The 18,744-nt window shown below is 43.6% G+C and carries 16 protein-coding genes and 2 tRNA genes; 9 read left to right on the top strand and 9 right to left on the bottom strand.

The window, feature by feature from the left end; translation table 11 throughout:
- Positions 1–52 precede the first annotated feature (52 nt).
- From tusA to recN, 5 genes are all read right to left on the bottom strand, one after another.
- A complete protein-coding gene (gene tusA / locus AC5JP1_RS09850) occupies positions 53–379 on the bottom strand; it encodes a sulfurtransferase TusA (protein ID WP_443524998.1) in 327 nt (108 codons plus the stop codon).
- Between the two features lie 54 nt (positions 380–433).
- Complete coding sequence (locus AC5JP1_RS09845) at positions 434–952, bottom strand: hypothetical protein (RefSeq protein WP_493843981.1); 519 nt, start codon at positions 950–952, stop codon at positions 434–436.
- An 84-nt stretch (positions 953–1,036) separates the two neighbouring features.
- The gene (gene ruvX, locus AC5JP1_RS09840) at positions 1,037–1,561 is read right to left on the bottom strand and encodes a Holliday junction resolvase RuvX (RefSeq protein WP_493844471.1); all 525 of its coding nucleotides are present in this window, start codon (positions 1,559–1,561) and stop codon (positions 1,037–1,039) included.
- 178 nt (positions 1,562–1,739) lie between these two features.
- On the bottom strand, positions 1,740–2,303 hold the full coding sequence (locus AC5JP1_RS09835) for a YqgE/AlgH family protein (RefSeq protein WP_319050758.1): 564 nt from the start codon (positions 2,301–2,303) through the stop codon (positions 1,740–1,742).
- A 189-nt stretch (positions 2,304–2,492) separates the two neighbouring features.
- Positions 2,493–4,172, bottom strand: coding sequence for a DNA repair protein RecN (gene recN / locus AC5JP1_RS09830; RefSeq protein ID WP_493843980.1), 1,680 nt, complete (start codon positions 4,170–4,172; stop codon positions 2,493–2,495).
- 727 nt (positions 4,173–4,899) lie between these two features.
- Between recN and ppnP the strand changes: the two genes are divergently transcribed.
- The gene (gene ppnP, locus AC5JP1_RS09825; protein ID WP_319050756.1) at positions 4,900–5,235 is read left to right on the top strand and encodes a pyrimidine/purine nucleoside phosphorylase; all 336 of its coding nucleotides are present in this window, start codon (positions 4,900–4,902) and stop codon (positions 5,233–5,235) included.
- Between the two features lie 248 nt (positions 5,236–5,483).
- Positions 5,484–6,254 (top strand): 23S rRNA (guanosine(2251)-2'-O)-methyltransferase RlmB, encoded by a 771-nt coding sequence (gene rlmB / locus AC5JP1_RS09820; protein WP_319050755.1) that lies wholly within the window; start codon positions 5,484–5,486, stop codon positions 6,252–6,254.
- Here rlmB and coaE read toward each other — a convergent pair.
- The 4 genes from coaE to pilB all read right to left on the bottom strand — a co-directional run bounded on the left by coaE (position 6,217) and on the right by pilB (position 11,037).
- Positions 6,217–6,903 carry a dephospho-CoA kinase gene (coaE, locus tag AC5JP1_RS09815; protein WP_319050754.1) on the bottom strand — a complete coding sequence of 229 codons (687 nt, stop codon included), beginning with the start codon at positions 6,901–6,903 and terminating at the stop codon, positions 6,217–6,219. The genes rlmB and coaE overlap by 38 nt on opposite strands.
- A 115-nt stretch (positions 6,904–7,018) precedes the next feature.
- On the bottom strand, positions 7,019–7,921 hold the full coding sequence (locus AC5JP1_RS09810; RefSeq protein WP_319050753.1) for a prepilin peptidase: 903 nt from the start codon (positions 7,919–7,921) through the stop codon (positions 7,019–7,021).
- 7 nt (positions 7,922–7,928) lie between these two features.
- Positions 7,929–9,152, bottom strand: coding sequence for a type II secretion system F family protein (locus tag AC5JP1_RS09805; RefSeq protein ID WP_319050752.1), 1,224 nt, complete (start codon positions 9,150–9,152; stop codon positions 7,929–7,931).
- Between the two features lie 172 nt (positions 9,153–9,324).
- Complete coding sequence (gene pilB, locus AC5JP1_RS09800; protein WP_493844470.1) at positions 9,325–11,037, bottom strand: type IV-A pilus assembly ATPase PilB; 1,713 nt, start codon at positions 11,035–11,037, stop codon at positions 9,325–9,327.
- Positions 11,038–11,449: 412 nt separating this feature from the next.
- Here pilB and tpiA point away from each other — a divergent pair, with 412 nt between their 5' ends.
- The 7 genes from tpiA (at position 11,450) to infB (ending at position 18,702) form a co-directional block, all read left to right on the top strand.
- Positions 11,450–12,262: a triose-phosphate isomerase gene (tpiA, locus tag AC5JP1_RS09795; RefSeq protein WP_493843979.1), complete on the top strand. Its 813-nt coding sequence runs from the start codon at positions 11,450–11,452 to the stop codon at positions 12,260–12,262.
- Positions 12,263–12,487: 225 nt separating this feature from the next.
- Positions 12,488–12,796: a preprotein translocase subunit SecG gene (gene secG / locus AC5JP1_RS09790; RefSeq protein WP_319050749.1), complete on the top strand. Its 309-nt coding sequence runs from the start codon at positions 12,488–12,490 to the stop codon at positions 12,794–12,796.
- 143 nt (positions 12,797–12,939) lie between these two features.
- A tRNA-Leu gene (locus tag AC5JP1_RS09785) sits at positions 12,940–13,024 on the top strand.
- 124 nt (positions 13,025–13,148) lie between these two features.
- Positions 13,149–13,225: transfer RNA gene (locus AC5JP1_RS09780), tRNA-Met, on the top strand.
- Between the two features lie 455 nt (positions 13,226–13,680).
- Entirely contained in the window at positions 13,681–14,181 is a 501-nt protein-coding gene (gene rimP, locus AC5JP1_RS09775) for a ribosome maturation factor RimP (protein ID WP_493843978.1), read from the top strand.
- A 158-nt stretch (positions 14,182–14,339) separates the two neighbouring features.
- Positions 14,340–15,824: a transcription termination factor NusA gene (gene nusA / locus AC5JP1_RS09770; protein WP_319050747.1), complete on the top strand. Its 1,485-nt coding sequence runs from the start codon at positions 14,340–14,342 to the stop codon at positions 15,822–15,824.
- Positions 15,825–15,975: 151 nt separating this feature from the next.
- Positions 15,976–18,702 carry a translation initiation factor IF-2 gene (gene infB / locus AC5JP1_RS09765; protein ID WP_319050746.1) on the top strand — a complete coding sequence of 909 codons (2,727 nt, stop codon included), beginning with the start codon at positions 15,976–15,978 and terminating at the stop codon, positions 18,700–18,702.
- Positions 18,703–18,744: the final 42 nt, after the last annotated feature.

Here is an 18,744-nt window from a genome sequence, read left to right as displayed (position 1 = left end):
ATAAGGGGTAGGTTAGCAGTGACAGGTAATTATTAGGAAAAAACCAGACCTATTACGCCTCTTTTTTCTTAACCACATAACGATACAGCGTCACGCTTGCAGGTGTAGTATCGTCACTATCGATGGTAATTTCGTCAGGGTCAGTGTCTAAGCTTACGTTTTCAGCCAGCGTTTCTTGACCAATTAGCTCATGACCCAAATGACGACAGAAATTTGGAATATCGCGAGTGGTAGCAGGGTCGGTTGCCAGTATTTCGATCATATCCCCACTGTCTGCTCTGCGGATGACTCGGTGTAGCATCATCACAGGCTCAGGGCAGATCAGCCCCTGCGTGTCTAGATGATGGTTGATCGGGGTATCTGGTATAGAAGTGGTCATAGTCATTATCGTAAAGCTAAATAGGTGGGTTTAATAACAGTTGGTTTGCGTGATTTATTGATGCGTGCTGTCTGAATCGTCTACCATATCTGTCTCTGGTGTTTCGTCATTATCAGGCAAGTCAGCCACTTCTAAAAAGTTGAAAAAGCGCTTAAAACTTACTTTAAATAAAAAAGCCACACCGAGCCAACAGGACAATCCCAACCAGACAGTATCTGCAAATATTAACCCACCAATCAGTATGATAGTCGAGACACCAATGCTCATCGCGATCATCGAGGGCTGGTTCAAACGGTAGCGATACACCACCAGCGCATCATAAATAGTAATAGGAATGGTGAGAGCAACTAGAGCATAGGGTAGGTTATAAAACAATCGATAAAGAAGCTGGTTGTCATGGAACATCTTGATGCTAGCGATGGTGCCAAAGACCACAAATGCGAGAATAGCCGCATAAATAAGATAAATCGCTACTTGGTTTGCACGCTGCGCACCTCTAATACGGGCAATAGCAAGCGGTGCAAAACCATGTTGCGACTTAGTATGCAAATCTTGGTCTGAAGCGGTGGTCATAGTAATCAGTCATTTATCTGTGGAAAGAGACGATATAGCGAAGTCGCGTCATAAGGCAACTATGTATTTCAGGTACTTTTTTGACTAGTCGGCTTTGATCGCGTCAATAGCAATACTGCTAGCTGGGTCCGAAAAATAGGTCGACATCAGGATACAGGCAGAGATGTCATCAATCGGGTCGCGCTCGTTTTTTATCCAACCATTATCCCATGCGATTTCTCTTGCTTCGATTGAGGTCAGGCGCTCATCACATAGTGACACGGTTACGGGCAGATGTTGCTCCATGATCCTATGTGCCAAACGACGCGCAAATTTATGTGCTCGTTTTGAGAGCATGGAGCTACTGCCATCCATATTAAGTGGTAGACCGACGATGACTTGTGCCACGCCCCAGACCTTAATAATACCGATTAGATTGTCCCAGTCAGGCTGACCATTATTCATCGCCAAGATGTCAAATGCACGGGCGGTCTGAGTCATGGTATTACCAAGCGCCATACCCATTTTTTTGACACCATAATCTAGTGCCAAAATAAGATGCGGCTTTACCGTTGGTTCAGCACTCTCAGCAATGCTGGTCTCAGCGGTACTGTCATTGTTACTATCAATGGTACTAAGGTCGCTGGTATTCAGGTCACTATAACTGATACCAGCGGCATTGAGACTATCAATGGCACTATTTATAGCGTCTTTGCTAGTGGCTGTAAAAGGGCTATCTACCATAGTCACGGCTATCCTTTGGTTCTCTATCTGTATTTATAAGACGCAATGCATAAAACATATGATATCAAGCGTGACCAATGTCACTGCTGAGATAATCAAAATTGACACCGATTTTGTCCGCAGCGATTTGCCAGCGTTCTTCAAATGGCGTATCAAACAGTAAATTAAGGTCGGCGGGGCACACCAGCCAATCACCATTACCCAGTTCTTGGTCCAACTGTTTTTTGCCCCAACTGGCATGACCCAGACACAGCTGATAATGACCGACACCTTGTCCTGCAGCGATACGCTTTAGGATATCTTGACTGGTTGTGATACAGACATTCTCCGAAATCGCAAAAGAGGACGCCCACTCTGGTTGACCAGTATGCAGCACAAAACCAACTTCAGGATACATGGGACCACCTTCTAGTGCCACATCTTCCATGACTTGTGGATTGGTCACTTCGATATCTAAATCTTCTAATAGCTTACCGACTCGAGACTGCTCAAGTGGACGATTGACCATCAGACCTAGCGCACCATGTTTGTCATGACGGCAGATATAGATGAGCGCCTGCTCAAACCTAGGGTCTGACAGCTCTGGTGCCGCAATCAAGAAGTGATGGGTCAAATTGGTTTTAGACATAGAAACAAACGCAACCGAATAAAAAGGGTGAGAGATCACTATATGGTGATAACGGATAGAAAAGCAAGATTCACGCCACATGCTACTGACGGTTATAACTGTCTAGTAAAAACTGTTATCTAGTAAACACTGTTTTACTGACAAACAATAGATAATTTAGCGACAGTAGGCGTGCTATCTGATAGTAGGCTATTTGACATCAGACAATAAGCTGCGAGCATGATCACGAGTGACCTCTGTAATGGTCACACCGCCAGACATACGGGCCAGTTCATCTACTTGTGCACTGTTAGTCAATATGAGTAGCTCGCTTTCAGTTTGCTCTTGATGATGCTTTTGCACCAATATATGCTGATGCGCCTGCGCTGCGACTTGGGCTTGGTGAGTAATGGCAAGCAACTGCTGCGTTTGTCCTAGTGCGCGTAGCAGCTCACCAACGACTTGTGCCGTACCGCCACTGATACCGACATCGACTTCATCAAATACGAGCATGGGCTTGGCAGCATTATTATCAGCATTGGTCGCTTGTAGTACTTGCATGACCAGCGCCATGCGCGATAGCTCACCACCTGAGGCGATTTTGTGTAGTGGCTGCATCGGCATACCGACATTGGCACTGAACAGTAAGTCGACATCGAAGCACCCCTGCGCGTTATAGTGACTCGGCTCTGCCTTTTCGGTAAATACAAACTCGCAGCGAGCATTGGGTAGTGCAAGCGGCTGTAACTGCTCAATAAGCTGTTTACTGATTGAGGGCGCCGCTTTTGTACGCGCTTTATTTAGCTGAGCTGCCAATGCCAGATAGTCTTGCCAAGCTTGCTCGATTTGCGCAGCCATCACATCACTGCTCGGCTCATTTTCTAATTGCTCTAATTGCTCTTGCCATCCTTTTGCTTCATCGATCAAATCACCCGCTGGCAAGTTGTGCTTACGAGATAGGCGATGACCCAAACTGATGAGATTGTCTAATGATTGCAAACGCTCAGGGTCAGGCAGTTGCTGCTCAGCATAGTCCGACAGTAGGGTCGTGGCTTCAGTGATTTGTTGCTGTGCCAAATGCAGCTGTTCAGAGGCTTGCTCAAACGTTTGGCTGACACTTACTTGATAATCACAGAGTTTTATAGCCTGACCAAGCAACGTCATAACGTCTGGTTCGTCGGTATCATTATCGAGCAGATGCAATCCATGACTGGCCTCTTGCATGAGCGCTTCGATATTGGATAACTCTTCATGCTCAGATTCAACGTCTGTATAATCGACAGCCAATAAAGGGGTAACATCCGCCAGTTGGCTTTGTAATAATTGAATACGGTCTTGGCGCTGTGCTTCACGGCTAGCGAGGTCATCAGCGCGGCGCTTTAGCTGCTGATACTCCTGATAGCTACTGGCAGTTTGTTCAGCTAGTGGCGTGATTTGTGCCATCTCATCGAGCCATTGCACCACAAACTGCGGCTTTAGCAAAGCTTGCTGAGCATGTTGACTGTGTATATTGACCAGTAACGTGCCCAAGCTTTTTAGCTCAGCCAAGCTAACGGGCGACCCATTCAACCATGCTTTTGAGCGTCCTGTATCACTAAGCTGGCGACGAATAAGTACTTCAGGCTCTTCTAGTGCTCGATCATTTTTGGTAAACCACTCAGTGATAACAGGGTTATTCGCTATATCGAACTGAGCATAGACATCTGCATGTGCTGCGCCGTGTCTGACCATCGCACTGTCTGCACGCGCGCCGACACATAAAGACAGCGCATCGAGTAATAACGACTTGCCAGCCCCTGTCTCACCAGTGATGACATTGAAACCTTCAGCCACACTCAGCTCATGCTTAGCGATCAATGCAAACTGATGTAAAGTTAATGATACTAGCATCAACGCCTCTCGTGACAGACAATGGACTTCATATAAAACTCAAGGAGCCATCTATGGAATGGGATGAATAATGAGATGATTTTATCTATTTAACCGTATTAAGTAGATAGATATTGTAGGCAAATAGTATGGTGCTAAATAGGCTTAAATACAAACTTTAAGACGATGTACAATAGACTTTCTTCTTGGAAGAGTATCATATAACTATCGAAAATAGACCGCAAGTCATTACTATAATGTCTACAATATCAACTATTAGGATAGTTTGATGTCTCAAAATGAAGCGGATATATAAACAGCCAATATATAAAATAACTCGGGCAGTGCTCATGACAGCCTATCCCTTATACTGATTAAATAGTCATACGAAAAAACACTAATTAAGTCGATGGATAATCAGTACTGAGCAGTATTTTCCTAGCCGCTTTAACAAACTTTATGGATATAATGTGGTAGCATAATCTCACACAATGATAAAATGTAATACATGACAACGAGTCATGATTTTGTAAAATTATAGGCGTATAGTGGGAAGCACAATGTCCCGATCAGTTGTTGTTCCAAAGCGTTTTCATAGAAGCTGCGATTACTTGTAGTGCGCAGACATCTAGTATAAAAGGATACAGTACGCATAGCAGAAGTGTCTGGTCATGACGCTATGCTGGGATGACTGTAACCCGTTACTTATTTTTTAGTTTTACCATAATTATTTGATAAGGAAGCCACGATGACAGCGGCGCAATTTACTAACGTAACAGTCAATGCACAAGCGACAATATCTTATGACGGTCGATGCTCGAGCCATACCATTATGTTTGAAGATGGTCGCCATAAGACATTGGGTGTTATCCTACCCTGTGATAATCTGGTAGAGCACTATCACTTTAGCACCAATACCTCCGAGCGTATCGAAATCACCAGTGGCGAATGTGAAGTGAAAATCAACGGCGACGAGGAGTTTAGCTACTACCGTGCAGGTCAATCATTTGTCGTCGAAGGCAATAGTGGTTTCAATCTTCGTACCGAAGAGATCGTTCAGTATGTCTGCCACCTAGAGGGCTGATCATATTAGAAGGCTGATAGTGTTAGCAGTACGATAAAAATACCGTTACGCTAATATCATTAATGATTGGCTAATAATGTCAACAACCAAAAAATAAACAATATCAGATTGGTATTGTTTATTTCTGTTTTTAAGTCTTGTTCAATTGGCAATGAATAGTCATAGCTACATCTATTATCAGTGCTAACGACATCCTTTTTTACTCCATCGCTTATCGCGATACCCACCTAATATTTAATAGGCCTACTATGGCAAAACCCATTTATTTTTATGGCATCCATGCAATTGATGCGCTACTTGAACATCGTCCTCTTGATGGTCTTAGCTTATTTGTGCAGCAAGGGCGCGAGACTGACAGTCATGTACAAGCCATCATAGCCCAAGCTGAGGCTAATGGTATTAGTATTCAGCCAACCCAAAAAGACAAGCTAACGCAGTTATGCGGTAGTCCGCAGCATCAAGGCGTGGTCCTCAATGCTCGTCCACTAGGTTTCGCCGATGAGGGCTTACTCGATACCATTATTGGTCGTGAGCAGTGCTTGTTATTGGTACTGGACCAAATCACAGACGCGCATAACTTTGGTGCATGCTTGCGTACGGCAGTTGCCATGGGTGTAGATGCGGTCGTTTGTCCCAAGCACCATGCAGCAAGCCTAACGCCCACAGTAGCCAAAGTATCGGTTGGTGCAGCAGAAATGATGCCGATTATCAGTGTCACAAATTTGGCACGCACGTTGTCACAAATTAAAAGTGCTGGTGTATTTGTATTTGGTACGGCGCTCAATGCCGATGCCAAACCAATACATGCTGCTGATCTGACTGGGAAAACTGCTATTATTATGGGTTCAGAAGGAGAGGGAATGCGTCGCCTAACAATGGAAAGCTGTGATGAGCTTGTATATATCCCAATGTCAGGAAACGAGCATGGCAATTTACAGAGTCTAAATGTGAGCGTTGCAACTGGTATGGCATTGTACGAAGTTAATCGACAGCGAACTTTAGCTGCTGGGCAAGCATAAGATACTCTTGATGTAAGGGTTCTAGCTGTAGGTATAAGGATGCCAGATCACTTTCATTGAGTATGACGTTGTCCGCATGACGATTACGCTCTTCACGACTGAGCTGATTGGTCATAATGGCTTTGATTTTTTGTATACTTTGATCATCACGCTGACTGGCACGTGCAAGCTGCGTGTCCTCAGCGGCGTCCATGACTAGAATACGTTGACATAAATTAGCAAGTCCTGCTTCCGCAGCCTCAATCAGTAGCGGTGCGGACAATATCACATAGGGGGAGGTACTAGCCTCTAGCTGTGCTTTTGCCGTTTCACGTATCGCTGGGTGAGTGATAGCTTCAAGCTCAATCAGTGCTTCGGGGTTTGTAAACACATGAGTGCGCACAGCAGCTCTATCCATTGACCCATCACCGTTCAACACCCAATCACCGAATTTTTTCTGGATTTTGCGTAACGTGTCGCTGCCTTTGGCAACAGTTTCATGTGCAATCACATCTGCATCAATGATATCGATACCTTGTTCAGCAAACCAAGCGCTAGCAGCGGATTTACCACTACCAATACCACCTGTCAAACCGACTACAAGTGTTTTATTACTCGTTTGGGGACTTTGTGATTGATGCGAATAAGGGTGAGGCGTGTTTTTTAACATAGTAGCAGCTTGTCTAGTATATATAGTAAGGAATGCAGCGATAAACCAACCATTAGATTTCAAAAAATCTTGTTTATTCGTTTATACATGTCTGCTGAAAAGTTATGAGAATCATTTAGTAAGTATACATGCCAAGATACCAACTGACGATATCTGAACCATACAACAACGCCACGATGCCTGCGATAGCAATGTAAGGACCAAAGGCAAAAGGCTTGCTCTCACCTTGCTTTTTCATCAAGATTAACCCGACAATTGACCCAAGTAGGGACGATAATAGAATTATTAAAGGTAACATCATAGGCCCAAGCCAAGCGCCCAATACTGCTAATAGTTTAAAATCGCCTTGTCCCATTCCATGTTTTTTTGTGATCAAGTAAAACACCTTCACGACGATCCATAGCGACAAAAACCCTAGCAGTAACCCCCAAATCGACTGTATTGGCGACACAAACCAACTTTGTGAGTTCACCGCGAGCCCCAAACCTGCCAATGGAAACGTCAAACGGTCAGGTAGTAGCTGCGTATCAAAATCAATCCCTGTTAAAGCCACTAATGTCCATACCAAAACCAGAGCGGACAGCCCTGTAGCATTTACACCGAATTTATAGATCACTAACACTGATAGTAGGGCAGTTACCAGCTCGACTAAAGGATAACGTATACCGATTGATGCTTTACAATTGGAGCAGCGTCCGCGCAGCATTAACCAACTGATTAAAGGTATATTCTCATACCATCTGATTTTGTGGGCACAATGAGGACAGCGAGACGCTGGCCGACTCAAAGTGATTGGCTGGTCTTTCGCTACAATGTTTGCTATCGGTAGCGTGTGCTCGCGCGGCATGTCTACTTGTTCAGTCATGAACTGACTGCATTCTTGTCGCCATCCATGCAGCATCATGAGGGGAGTACGATGAATAACCACATTCAAAAAACTACCGATACAAAGACCCAATAGACTAAATATAATTAAAGCTAAGGCAGTATGTTCTTGTAGTAACTGTATAAATTGCATCGATCTATTATCCTACTACAGAGCCCATTTGGAAGATTGGCAGATACATCGCAATGACTAGACCACCGACCAAGACCCCCAGTACTGCCATAATTAAAGGTTCCATCAAACTGGTTAAACCATCAACAGCATTGTCTACTTCATTTTCGTAATAGACGGCGACTTTATCCAGCATCTCTTCCAAGCTACCGGATTCTTCACCGATACCAACCATCTGAATGACCAGACTTGGAAACAAGTTGGTAGATCGGATAGAGAATTGCAATTGCTGACCAGTAGACACATCATTTTTAATCTGCTGCGTAGCATTGTAAAATACAACGTTGTTGGTCGCGCCAGCAGTAGAGTCTAAAGCATCGATAAGTGGTACACCGGCAGCAAATGTTGTAGATAGTGTGCGAGAAAAGCGAGCGATAATTGCCTGATAGGCGATATTGCCAAAAATTGGTGCTTTTAAGACAGCGCGGTCTAAAAAATCACGGAATTTTTTAGAGCGTTTTTTAGCTTCTGAAAAACCTATAATGGCGCCACCGATAATAATAATCAAAATAAACCACCATGCTTGCATCCACTCAGACATGCCAACAACCATTTGCGTAAACGCAGGTAGTTCTGCACCGAAGGAGCCAAACAGATCAGAGAATACAGGGACTACCTTTATTAGGAGAATCATAGTAACGATAATGGCAACTACAATAACGGCAATAGGGTATTTCATTGCTTTTTTGATTTTTGCTTTTAATAGCTCACTTTTTTCTTTATAGGTAGCTACGCGTTCGAGCATCGTTTCAAGTGCACCTGATTGTTCACCAGATTCAACAAGCGAGCAGAACAAGTCATCAAAGTAGCGAGGATGTTTGCGTAGAGCAGAAGCAAAGGTACCACCCGCTTCGATATCCGCTTTAATCTGTAGGACTAAATCCTTCATACTGGGGTTATCAAGTGAGTCAGCGACAATCTCGAAAGACTGGGTGAGTGGAACGCCTGCTTTCATCATCGTTGCTAGCTGACGAGCAAAGATAGCAATATCAATGGCTTTAATCGGTTTTTTGAAGGTATACAAGGGTTTTGGTTTTTTCTTGATACCTTTAACCGTGATACCCTGTTTGCGTAGGGTCGCTTTGGCTAATTCTAAGCTGCGACTGGTCGTTTCGCCCTTTACTTTCTGCCCGCGTCTGTTCGTACCATCATAGGTAAAGTCCAACAACATATCTGTCTTAGCTTTTGCCATGTTACTACCCTCAAAATGATCCAGTATAGATATTACAAATGTATAGGAGGATGCCGAACGCGTAATATTGGCTAGGCATACTTTATTTTAGCGTAAAAAACCAGTGTTTATCTGTTTTATTTTTAATTACTAGCTATAAACTTATGAGAGACCGATATCAACACTTAAGTGTCTATTCAGAAGTAACCCGCATCATTTCTTGTATACTAGTGACACCTTGTAGGACTTTTAAAATACCCGAACGGCGTAGATCGCGGAAACCATTTTTGAGAGCAGCATCTTTGATATCTATGGCATTGCCGTCTTCCATAATAATACGTGAGATATCAGGGCTTACCTTCATCACTTCGTAAATACCGACACGACCTTTGTAACCTTCACGGCATTCATTGCAGCCTACTGGCTCATAAATAACATTATCTTGATTGTCTAAGTCGGCATCAGTAAAACCAATTTCTAGCAGGCTTTGCCGTGGAATACTGATCGGTTTTTTACAGTTTTTACATAGTCGCCGTGCCAAGCGCTGTGCAATGACTAGGTTGACCGAAGTCGCAATGTTAAAAGAAGCCACTCCCATATTGCGTAACCGGGTTAATGTTTCGGGTGCAGAGTTAGTATGCAAAGTTGAAAGTACCATATGTCCAGTCTGAGCTGCTTTTATAGCAATCTCGGCGGTTTCTAAGTCACGAATCTCACCAACCATGACAATATCAGGATCTTGACGTAAGAAAGACTTGAGCGCATTGGCGAAGGTTAGACCGACTTTAGGGTTGACGTTAACTTGGTTGATCCCCTCAAGGTTAATCTCGACAGGGTCTTCGGCCGTTGAGATATTGGTGGCGCCCGTATTCAAGATGTTGATACCAGTGTAAAGTGATACCGTCTTACCAGAACCAGTAGGACCAGTGATGAGGAGCATGCCTTGTGGTTTGTGTAATGCCTCTAAAAACATTTCCTGCTGATCTGGTTCATAGCCCAATGCATCAATACCGAGCATTGCTGATGAAGGGTCCAAAATACGCAAAACAAGTTTTTCACCGAACAATGTTGGTAGTGAGTTTACCCGAAAATCAATGGCTTTATTTTTAGAGAGTTTGAGTTTAATGCGTCCATCTTGCGGTACTCTGCGTTCAGAGATATCCATCTGTGACATAACTTTCAAACGGGCTGCAATTTTATTGGCAAGTTGCACAGGTGGATTGGCCATTTTTTGCATGACTCCGTCGACGCGAAAACGTACTCGAAAAGATTTCTCATAGGGTTCAAAATGTAAATCAGAAGCTCCCATACGTATAGCATCAACCAGCATTTTATTGACGAACTTTACGACCGGTGCTTCATCGATACCTTCATTAAGTTTCGTCTCATTTTCTTCTTCCTGACCTTCATCGAAACCAATATTTAAGTCACTATCGGAAAAACTATCAAAGCTTTGCATCGTATCAGCGTAAACATCCTCAATTCGTTTCTTGAGTTTGTTTTCTTCAACAACGATGGTCTCGATCGACAAGCGAGAGTTAAAAGCAATGGCATCAATGGCATCAACACGGGTTGGGTCACTGAGTGCCACAAACAGGCGTTGACCCCGCTTGAATAGTGGCAAAGCATTAAACTTACGAACGATCTTTTCATCTACCAGGTCTTTTGGAATAACATCAGTGCTTAGTGCATCTAGATCAAATAATGGGTCACCAAAAGCTTGCGATAGCATTTGGGCGAGGTGATAAGCTTCAGCCAGTTTATTGTCTACAAGGTAAGGTACCAAACCTATTTGCTGTTGTTGCGATTCCATTTGCGCTGTTTTCATGTTTGCTTCACTAACAACACCATCACTGATGAGTTGTTGGGCTAGACCACCATACTTACTGGTTGCAATAGACATTATGACCTCTCCTTAATACCAAATATTTTGCATACGTCTTCGGTACGTACTAATTATTTACAATTTAAAATATTTGCGGTGATTGATACATTGTTTTCTCAGTAAATCTCTTTAACACTTTATGATCTTGCTTAATCTGTCATTCTTGGCATATTTACGTAAAGAGAAGCCAATAACGGCATTTAATATGGTTATGCTTAATAATATACGACTTTACTTTAGTTTGAAGGCTTTATATTAACAATCAAATCGTCATAGTATAAAAGTATGGCTGACAACCTTGACGCTTGCATGCAGTGATCAAAACGCTCAGCGCTTCTTGATAGAACCCTACTATAGCACTTGCGAATTATTTGTTATACTGGCGCGCATATTAGCCGAATTGGCATCAATACATGAGACAAGGTAAATGAGTATGCAAGCTTGGGTGATCGGTAATTGGAAGCAAAATCCAGCAACTAGCAACGATGTTAGTGTGTTGTTAGATGAGTTGCTGTCTAAAATGGGCACCCAAAAACAAACCGGAACGACAACTTCTAATAGCCAATGTAAGTTAATGGTAGCACCAAGCTGTATTCATTTATCCGCGGTCAGCGAACGCTTAGCAAGCAGCACAATACTCAGTGCCGCTCAAGATATTAGCACCTATAGCGCGAATGTTGGCGCGTATACTGGTGACTGTTCAGCACAGCAAGTCGCCGATGCGGGTGCTACTTGGACAATACTTGGTCATTCGGAGCGTCGCCAATACCATAAAGAATCTCACGATTGCCTGTTGAACAAGTTATCTCATGCATTTTCGGAGAACTTAGGTGTGGTGTTCTGTATTGGGGAAACACAAACGCAGTATAATGAGCATCAAACACTGGATATTATTGATGCACAGCTCTCGGTAATAAAAGACTTACTTGTCCAGCAGCCACATCTTATCTCGCTGCTCTCTGAGAAACTGATTATCGCTTATGAACCTGTATGGGCTATCGGTACGGGTAAAGTGCCGACGGTAGAGGAAGTCAGTAAGACGCATCAGTATATCAAGCAAGCTATTGCAGGCTTTGCTAGCAATATAGACAATATCACTGTGCTCTATGGTGGTAGTGTCAATGCCAGTAATGCTGGAAGCTTTGCTGCAGATCCTATGATTGATGGTGCTTTGGTTGGTGGTGCTTCACTAAAGGCAGAGAGCTTTTTAGCAATTGCGAATGCTTTTGATCAAGCTAATGCTTAATTAGATAAATAATTCCCATATATCAAGATCATAGCCTACAGAGACTATTACGTACTGTGGCTTTATCAGTGGGTAAAAGTAGGTTTAACAGTGCCCTTGCAATCGTGTACAATGCGCCTTATTTATAGAATCGACCTAGCATCGTTGGACATTAGATGCTACTCCCATTAACCCTAAGTTTTATTTTTCGTTATCAGTCGTCATTACGCGGCAAAAGAGGCCACCATGTTTACGTTTATATTAGCCCTGCATATTATTGTGGCCATTGCCATGATCGGCTTGATTTTGATACAGCATGGTAAAGGGGCAGATGCTGGGGCTTCTTTTGGTGCTGGCTCGTCAGGTACGGTATTTGGCGCAGCAGGTACGGCCAATTTCTTGACGCGCGCGACAGCGGCACTAACCGTGGTATTTTTTATTACGAGTATGACGCTTGCGGTTCATGCTCGTAAGCAGGCTGAAGATCAGTTCCGTTTGGACGCGCCAGTGTCAGTACCGCAAACACCGCGTCCGTTAACAGAAAACCCTGAATAAGTGTCTTTTGAGCAGGCAACGCTTGCTATTTTGGCACGTTAGATTTACAATGCTTTCCTGTTTTCGCAATGCCTATTTCTACCGATGCCTACCTTAAGCATTATTTACCGTAGATTAGATGCTAGAGAACAGCGTAGTAAAATGCGATTGTGGTGGAATTGGTAGACACGCCATCTTGAGGGGGTGGTGGCGCAAGCTGTGGGGGTTCAAGTCCCCCCAATCGCACCAAGTTTTATAGACGTAGCATATCGTCAGGTTAGATATTTTAGTAGAAAATACTTAATTTATAATTTATTTAAAATAAGTATTGACACTTCCATAAAGTATCCCTATAATATGCGTTCTAGATTGATGCGGGGTGGAGCAGTCTGGTAGCTCGTCGGGCTCATAACCCGAAGGTCGTTGGTTCAAATCCAGCCCCCGCTACCACTTTTTATACTGATGCTTTGTACACTAAATTTGTCAGTACCGATTAGCCCACCATTATGCTTGTGGGTTTTTTTGTATCTGAAGGTCGGTGTTATCGCGGTATCTATCCTACTTGTGCTAAGCTCTAGGTCAATAGAGTATGATGTTACTCGTCACTGGTCATCATCGGCCACTACTGGCACGATGCTCCTTAAGCAACACTATCTTTTATTCCTCACGCTTTTATCGATAGTAGTGCTTTATGAATAATAAAAGCATTGTTTGGCTGAGCTTGATGTTTTTTATGCTCATCCCTATATAAAGGCACAACACATCTAATATGTTTGTGATTTATAATTATATAATGACCGTGACTCTTCTTACTAAACTAAAAAATTTATATAGACAGAAGAGCAAGACTTCAATACGGTTTACTAAGTACGACAGATAAGTGAATAGGAATAGACAAAGAGATTATGAAGCTTTCGACTAAAGTTGCAGAACTGACTAATATTATCGCCCCTGCTGTGGCTGCTTGTGATGTGTCGTTATGGGGTATCGAGTTTGCGCCACAAGGTCGCCGCTCTTTACTGCGCATTTATATTGAGGCATTGCCAGAAGAGCAAGCTCAAGACAAGCATGTGACAATCGAAGACTGTGCAGCGGTAAATCACCAGGTTAGTGGTATTTTAGAGGTACATGACCCTATCGCTGGCGAATATATCTTAGAAGTGTCTTCACCTGGTTTTGATCGTGCGTTTTTCTCAGATGAGCAGATGCATGCGTATGTCGGTCAAACTGTGAGCTTGCGTCTGATTCAAGCCATTGGTGCTGGTGATCAAAAACGTCGCAAAGCTACAGGTACTTTAGATAGTATCGATGAGAATTCGCTTAAGCTGACGTCAAGTGATGGCGAACAGTTTGAGATTGCATTAAGTAATATTGATAAAGCCAATTTAGTTTATGAAGATGCCTAAATTTATACTATAGCGTAACTGCTAAGGACTATAAAGTGACCTATAAGAGAGTAGTGGTGTCATCTTTCAATAGTTTACGCGGCTTATGGTAACGATATAATAGCAACACCCAAATTATAAAATTTAAGTCAATTAAAAAATGATAGGACAGGTATAGCATGAGTCGTGAAATCTTAACGGTAGTAGAAACTGTCAGTAATGAAAAGGGCTTAAATCCTGAAGATATCTTTGAAGCAATAGAAGATGCTTTGGTGGTATCGACTAAGAAAAAAGTATATACCGAACAGCCAGAAGTGGAAGTTCGCGTATCAATCGACCGTGCAACTGGCGATTACGATACTTATCGTTACTGGACAGTGGTTGCAGATGAAGACCATGAAATGCCAGCTTGTCAGCTTGCGATCACAGATCTAGATCAAGAAGAATGGTCAATTGGTGATATCAAAGAAGAGCAAATTGAATCGATCGAATTTGGTCGTATTGCGGCTACTCAAGCAAAACAGGTCATCATTCAAAAAATCCGCGAAGCTGAGCGCGCGCTTGTTGCCGATGCTTTTGAGCCACGTGTTGGTGAAATGATGTATGGCGAAGTCAAAAAACAGACACGTGATGGCTATATTATCGACTTAGGTGATAACGCTGAAGGCTATCTATCACGCGATCAGATGTTGCCACGTGAGCAACTACGTGCCAAATCTCGTATCAACGCTATCTTATATCATGTAAACCGTGAAAATCGCGGTGCACAGTTATTGTTATCTCGCACGCATCCAGAAATGCTATCAGCACTGATGCAAAAAGAAGTGCCTGAGATTGCAGAACAAATTATTGAAATTCGCAACGTTGCTCGTCTGCCGGGCACCCGTGCTAAAATAGCGGTTAAGACTAATGATCATCGTATCGATCCAGTGGGTGCTTGTATCGGTATGCGTGGTACACGTATCCAAGCAGTACAGCAAGAGCTAGATGGCGAGCGTATCGATGTCGTGGTCTGGTCAGATGATCCAGCCCAGTTCATCATTAGCTCTCTAGAGCCTGCTGACGTTAGCAGCATTATTCTAGATGAAGATGCCCAGACAGCAGACATTATATTTAGTACCAATGATCAACTAGCACGCGCAATTGGCTCGCAAGGTCAAAACGTACGTTTGGCGTCTGAATTGACAGGTTATAAGCTGAATATGATGCTTGAAGAAGAGTACAAGCAGCGTCAAGAAAATGAATCAAAAGCATTCATTGAGCTGTTTTATGAGCGTCTAGAAGTGGACCAAGATTTAGCACAGGCATTGGTTGATATTGGTTTTACCAGTATTGAAGAAGTGGCTTATGTTCCTGTTGAGACCTTCTATGATATTGAAGGTTTAGATGATGAAGCCATTGATATGATTCAAGAACGTGCCAAAGAAGTTGTCATCGCAGACGAATTGGTCAAACAACAGAACATGAAAGAGCCAAGTCAAGAGCTCCAAGAGCTTGAAGGTATGACAGTCAGCTGGGCCTATAAAATGGCACAAAAAGACATCATCACCGTTGATGACTTGGCAGAACAAGCCGTCTTCGACTTAGAAGATATCGAAGGATTAGACTCTGAAACTGCAGGAAAACTCATCATGAAAGCTCGGGAATCTTGGTTCGATGAATAAGCGGTAACTGCATATCGCTGTCTTTTGGTGATATGCTATTGAGAATAAAGTGCCAATACTTACGTGTTGTAGGTACTGGCCTTAACCCAATCATTTGTAGCCAACAACTGAATTGAACATATAGCAAATAATAGACAGTAGGTGATAATAAATGGCAGATAAGACCGTCAAAGAACTGGCAGAAATGGTAGGCAAAACTACAAATGCTGTACAGCAGCAACTAGTAGATGCTGGCCTACCTGCTCGCGCAGAGGATGACCTAGTCACCGAGCTTGAGCAAGAGAAGCTAGTGACGTATTTAAAGCAAAGTCATGGTCAACAAGAAAAGCGCCGTATCAGTCTTAAATCTAAGACAACCAGTACCGCGCGTGTGACCGGCTCTTCAGGTAAGTCTAAGAGCGTCAATGTTGAAGTACGTAAAAAGAAAGTATTCGAGAAGCCTGACCCAGAGAAAATGGCTGAAGAATTGGCAGCCCGTGAACAGGCTTTAGCTGAGTCTCAAGAGCGCGCCGCTAAAGAGGCTGAAGAACGTGCAGCCACTAAGAAAAAAGCTGAAGAACGCCAAGCAGCCACATTAGCTGCAATGCGTGCAAGTTTAGGTTCTAGCAAAAAATCAGATGACAAGAACGATGATGTTTCTACATCAGTTGTTGTAAAAAAAGGTGGCAAAGCCACTGCTGAAGTTAAGCCGAAAGAGCAGCCGAAGAAAAAAGTGGCTGCAACCAAGCCTAAAGTAGAAACAGCTGCTGAGCGTAAAGCTCGCGAAACGCGTGAGAAAGAAGAAGCGCGTTTACGTGAAATCGAATTAGAAACCCGCCGCACTCAAGCTGAAGAAGCGCAAAAGCGTACGCTTGAGCAAATGCGTAAAATGGCCGGTAAATATACAGATCGCGAGCCAGTTACTGAAGTGCGTAAAGATGAACCATTGGCCGAAGGTTTGGTTGGTGATGCCCTAGAAGAATCATTTGAAAAAGAGCGTCGCGAAATCAAACGAGGTTCAAACAGTACTGGCACACGTGGCCGTCGTCGCAAAAATCAAGATGAGCGTGAAATTAAGAACCGTAAAAACGGTTTGCGTTCAACTCAGGCGTCACAGCACAAGTTTGAAAAACCAGTTGAAAAGATCGTCTACGATGTTGAGATTAGTGAGCAGATTTCAGTTGCTGATCTTGCGCAGCGTATGGCAGTTAAAGCTCGCGAAGTTACTAAATTGCTCATGAAAATGGGTGAAATGGCTCGTGAATCAGACACGATTGACCAAGCTACAGCAAGTTTACTTGTTGAAGAGATGGGTCATAACCCCGTGCCAGTCAGCGATACAAAAGTTGAAGATGATCTACAGTACGCTGTTGATGAGCGCAGTAGTAACATTCAAACGCGTCCACCAGTAGTAACTATCATGGGTCACGTTGATCATGGTAAAACCTCATTGCTCGATAAAATTCGTGAAACGAAAGTTGCGAATGGTGAAGCGGGCGGTATCACTCAGCACATTGGTGCTTACCACGTAAACACCGATCGCGGCGTTATTACTTTCCTAGATACGCCGGGTCACGCCGCCTTTAGTGCTATGCGTTCACGCGGTGCTCAAGCGACTGATATCGTGGTACTTGTTGTTGCAGCTGATGATGGTATGATGCCGCAAACAGCAGAAGCTATTGATCATGCACGTGCTGCTGGTACGCCAATCATTGTTGCTATTAACAAAATGGATAAACCAGGCGCTGATCCTGACCGTGTTCTTAACGAGTTGACTACCAAAGAAGTTATCTCAGAAGAATGGGGCGGCGATACTCCAATGGCTCGTATCTCAGCCAAAACCGGCGAAGGTATCGAGGACTTATTAGAATTCATTAGCTTGCAAGCTGAGCTAATGGAACTAGAAGCGCCTCTAGACGGTGCTGCGCAGGGCGTTGTTATCGAATCAAGACTTGAAAAAGGTCGTGGTCCTGTTGTTAGCGTGTTGGTCAAAAAGGGTACATTGAAGCAAGGCGATTTGGTCTTGGCTGGTGAGCACTATGGCAAGGTTCGTGCACTAACTGACGAGCATGGTCAGCGTATCAAATCAGCTGGTCCTTCTATTCCTGTAGAAATCCTAGGTCTACCTGAGACGCCTGCTGCTGGTAGCGAGTTCTTGGTGGTTACGGATGAGAAGAAAGCCCGCGAAGTTGCAGATTTCAGAACCAATCGTGAGCGTGAGCGTCAACTCGAACGTCAGAATGCTATGCGTTTAGAGAGTATGTTCGATCAGATGGGCCAAGGCGATGTGTCATTCTTGAACATTGTGCTAAAAACAGATGTACGTGGTTCACTTGAAGCATTATTAGCTGCCCTAAATGAGTTGTCTACTGAAGAAGTGAAAGTCAGAGTCATCAGCTCAGGTGTTGGTCCGATTTCTGAATCTGACGTAACGCTTGCAGAATCAAGCGAGGCGGTACTATTAGGCTTCAACGTTCGTGCAGATGCGACAGCACGCCGCAAAGCAGATACTGCTAATATGGATATTCGCTACTACAGCGTAATCTATGGTTTGATCGACGATGTAAAATCAGCAATGAGCGGTATGCTTGCTCCTGAACATCGTGAGAAAATCCTTGGTGTAGCAGATGTCCGTGAAGTATTCCGCTCTAGTAAGTTTGGTGCGGCGGCTGGTTGTATGGTCGTTGAAGGTACAATCTACCGTAACAAACCTATCCGTGTACTACGTGATGACCAAGTTATCTTTACTGGTCAATTGCAATCATTGCGTCGTTATAAAGAAGACGTCAATGAAGTACGTACTGGTATAGAATGTGGTCTAGCGGTTCGTGGCTATGATGTCGAAGCTGGTGACAAAATCGAAGTCTTTGAAATCCAAGAGTTCGCACGTACTATCTAAAGCCACTGTTCGATAGCAGAGTATGCATAACACAGTAGGCGT

The organism is Psychrobacter sp. H29 (assembly GCF_059073055.1).
The sequence above is the reverse complement of the archived record's forward strand: the minus strand, read 5'-3'. Positions and strand labels throughout refer to the sequence as shown.

Excerpts from the sequence above, each read along its gene's own strand:
- tusA (WP_443524998.1), bottom strand. The coding sequence starts at position 379 with ATGACCACTTCTATACCAGATACCCCGATCAACCATCATCTAGACACG.
- AC5JP1_RS09845 (WP_493843981.1), bottom strand. The coding sequence starts at position 952 with ATGACCACCGCTTCAGACCAAGATTTGCATACTAAGTCGCAACATGGT.
- AC5JP1_RS09835 (WP_319050758.1), bottom strand. The coding sequence starts at position 2,303 with ATGTCTAAAACCAATTTGACCCATCACTTCTTGATTGCGGCACCAGAG.
- recN (WP_493843980.1), bottom strand. The coding sequence starts at position 4,172 with ATGCTAGTATCATTAACTTTACATCAGTTTGCATTGATCGCTAAGCAT.
- ppnP (WP_319050756.1), top strand. The coding sequence starts at position 4,900 with ATGACAGCGGCGCAATTTACTAACGTAACAGTCAATGCACAAGCGACA.
- rlmB (WP_319050755.1), top strand. The coding sequence starts at position 5,484 with ATGGCAAAACCCATTTATTTTTATGGCATCCATGCAATTGATGCGCTA.
- coaE (WP_319050754.1), bottom strand. The coding sequence starts at position 6,903 with ATGTTAAAAAACACGCCTCACCCTTATTCGCATCAATCACAAAGTCCC.
- AC5JP1_RS09810 (WP_319050753.1), bottom strand. The coding sequence starts at position 7,921 with ATGCAATTTATACAGTTACTACAAGAACATACTGCCTTAGCTTTAATT.
- AC5JP1_RS09805 (WP_319050752.1), bottom strand. The coding sequence starts at position 9,152 with ATGGCAAAAGCTAAGACAGATATGTTGTTGGACTTTACCTATGATGGT.
- tpiA (WP_493843979.1), top strand. The coding sequence starts at position 11,450 with ATGCAAGCTTGGGTGATCGGTAATTGGAAGCAAAATCCAGCAACTAGC.
- secG (WP_319050749.1), top strand. The coding sequence starts at position 12,488 with ATGTTTACGTTTATATTAGCCCTGCATATTATTGTGGCCATTGCCATG.
- rimP (WP_493843978.1), top strand. The coding sequence starts at position 13,681 with ATGAAGCTTTCGACTAAAGTTGCAGAACTGACTAATATTATCGCCCCT.
- nusA (WP_319050747.1), top strand. The coding sequence starts at position 14,340 with ATGAGTCGTGAAATCTTAACGGTAGTAGAAACTGTCAGTAATGAAAAG.
- infB (WP_319050746.1), top strand. The coding sequence starts at position 15,976 with ATGGCAGATAAGACCGTCAAAGAACTGGCAGAAATGGTAGGCAAAACT.